Below are 2191 nucleotides of genomic sequence, written 5' to 3' on the forward strand. Positions count from 1 at the left end.
GGAGTCGAGCAGGGCGAGGAGTTCGCCGTCCCGGCCGCTGTGCAGACAGATCACACCGCGCAGCGCCGGCCGGGCGCCGGGGAACTTGGCGTTGACCTTGACGGTGTACGCGTCGATACCCGGCAGCAGGCCGGGGATGAGCGCCGTCGCCGTACCGGGGAACGGCAGATCCGTGCGCACGCGCTGCCCGGCGATCGTGGAGGATCCGGCGTCGCGGAACCCCTCGGACAGGGCTTTCAGGGCGGACTCCGGGTCGAGGACGGCCAGAAGATCGCTGCGGGTCAGGAGTCGAGTCACCCGCCCATTGTCCAGTGCGGCCGATCGGTGGCGGCGCGGCCCCTGGAGAGCGCGTGGTGACACGGAGATCCGGTCAGGCGTCCCCGTACGCCTCGCCGCCCAGCTCCAGCCCGGCCTCGCCCGCCGTGGCATCGGCCAGCCAGCCACGGAAGGACTCGACGTCGGCGTCCGGCAGCCCGATCTCAATGATGACGGCCTCCGCGTAGCGGACCTCGCGCACGGTACGGCCGGTGGCCCGGAGGTCGTTCTCCAGCTTGCCGGCGCGCTGGTGGCCGACGGTGATCGTGGCGAGGCGGAAGCGCCGGCGGGTGATGGTGCCGAGCTCGTCGAGGGCCTCGCCGACCACTCCCCCGTAGGCCCTGATCAGTCCGCCGGCGCCGAGCTTGACGCCGCCGTAGTAGCGGGTGACGACGGCGACGACGTAGCGCATCTCACGGCGCGTCAGCATCTGCAGCATGGGTACGCCCGCGGTGCCCCCGGGTTCCCCGTCGTCGCTCGCCTTCTGCACGGAGGCGTCGGCGCCGATCACATAGGCGAAGCAGTTGTGGGTGGCGGTCGGGTGTTCCCTGCGGATGCGTGCGACGAAGTCCTGCGCCTCCAACTCGGTGGCGGCGGGGGCGAGCGCGCAGATGAAGCGCGATCGGTTGATCTCGGTCTCGTGCACGCCTGCTCGGGCGACTGTCCGGTACTGCTCCTGCATCCGGCCACCCTATGCCCCGTACGGGAATGGTCCGGGGCCGCCGTCCGTTGAGCGGATCATGTACGCAGACGAAGAGACGATCCGCAGGATTCTCCGGAACAGCGGCGACACATGGGCCGTGGTGGGCCTGTCCGGCAACCGGTCGCGCGCGGCCTACGGCGTCGCCGAGGTGCTCCAGCGCTTCGGCAAGCGGGTGGTCCCGGTGCATCCGAAGGCGGAGCGGGTGCACGGCGAGGACGGCTACGCCTCGCTGGCCGACATACCGTTCCCGGTCGATGTGGTGGACGTCTTCGTCAACAGCGAGCTGGCGGGCGCGGTGGCCGACGAGGCGGTCGCGGCGGGCGCCAGGGCCGTCTGGTTCCAGCTCGGCGTGGTCGACGAGGAGGCGTACGGCCGCACGCGTGCGGCGGGGCTCGACATGGTCATGGACCGGTGCCCCGCCATCGAGATTCCCGCCCTGGACCGCTGAACCGCACCTGCGTCCCTGAGGGCTGTCCCGTAATCCCGAGCGGGCGTGCGACGACAGCTATTTCCCCAAGCTCTTGGCTGCGCTTGAGCAGGGGAGGCCCCACTCCTCGCCGCGTTTGTCGGAACGCCCGAATACATCCAGTATTCGGGCGTCCCTCCGCCTTGCGATGCACCGCATCCGACGCCGCACACCCGCCAGGGAGCACGGGACAGCCCTCAGGCCGGATGTGCGTGGTGTCTCACCCGGCGTCCGGCTGGGACAATGGCCCGCTGTGACCACTTCTTCTGCGCCGACCGTCACCCACAGCCGGAGCGGGCTGGCCGGGCAGCTCTCCGGGCTCGGCGTGGAGCGGAACGGTGTCCTGCTGGTGCACGCCTCGATGCGCGCGGTGGGCCCGGTGAGCGGTGGGGTCCGTGCGATGGTCGGCGCGTTGCGGGACGCCCTGGGGCACGGCACGCTCGTCGTCCCCTCCTTCACGCCGGAGAACTCCGATACCTCTCCGCACTACCTCGACCGGGTGCGTGGCCTCACCGACCGGGCCCGGGAGGCCGTGCGGGCGAGCATGCCGCCCTTCGATCCGGCGACCTCGGCCGCGCCGTCGATGGGCCGTCTCGCGGAGGCCGTGCGGCTCTCTGCCGCAGCCGTACGTACGTGACGATGAACGTCCCCATGAAGGACATCCCCGTCAGCACGGCGGTGATTCTTCGCGGCACGTCGGAGGCGGC

General features: G+C 71.2%; 2 protein-coding genes and 2 pseudogenes. 2 read left to right on the forward strand and 2 right to left on the reverse strand.

All coding sequences use genetic code 11. The annotated features are described in order from the left end of the window. Both ABZY11_RS44030 and ABZY11_RS44035 read right to left on the reverse strand, forming a co-directional pair. Positions 1-297, reverse strand: a pseudogene (locus tag ABZY11_RS44030) (ornithine cyclodeaminase family protein); the annotation flags it as partial. A gap of 73 nt (positions 298-370) precedes the next feature. Next, entirely contained in the window at positions 371-997 is a 627-nt protein-coding gene (locus ABZY11_RS44035) for a YigZ family protein (protein WP_356484554.1), read from the reverse strand. Positions 998-1055: 58 nt separating this feature from the next. Here ABZY11_RS44035 and ABZY11_RS44040 point away from each other — a divergent pair, with 58 nt between their 5' ends. Together ABZY11_RS44040 and ABZY11_RS44045 are read left to right on the forward strand one after the other, a co-directional pair. Next, complete coding sequence (locus ABZY11_RS44040; RefSeq protein WP_356484555.1) at positions 1056-1466, forward strand: CoA-binding protein; 411 nt, start codon at positions 1056-1058, stop codon at positions 1464-1466. A 316-nt stretch (positions 1467-1782) separates the two neighbouring features. Continuing rightward, positions 1783-2118, forward strand: a pseudogene (locus ABZY11_RS44045) (AAC(3) family N-acetyltransferase); the annotation flags it as partial. Positions 2119-2191 lie beyond the last annotated feature (73 nt).

It is taken from the genome of Streptomyces sp. NPDC006510 (assembly GCF_040611955.1).
Lineage (GTDB): Bacteria > Actinomycetota > Actinomycetes > Streptomycetales > Streptomycetaceae > Streptomyces.

What these genes read in the sequence shown, in the direction of transcription:
- ABZY11_RS44035 (WP_356484554.1), bottom strand. Translation starts at nt 997, where the DNA reads ATGCAGGAGCAGTACCGGACAGTCGCCCGAGCAGGCGTGCACGAGACC.
- ABZY11_RS44040 (WP_356484555.1), top strand. Translation starts at nt 1,056, where the DNA reads ATGTACGCAGACGAAGAGACGATCCGCAGGATTCTCCGGAACAGCGGC.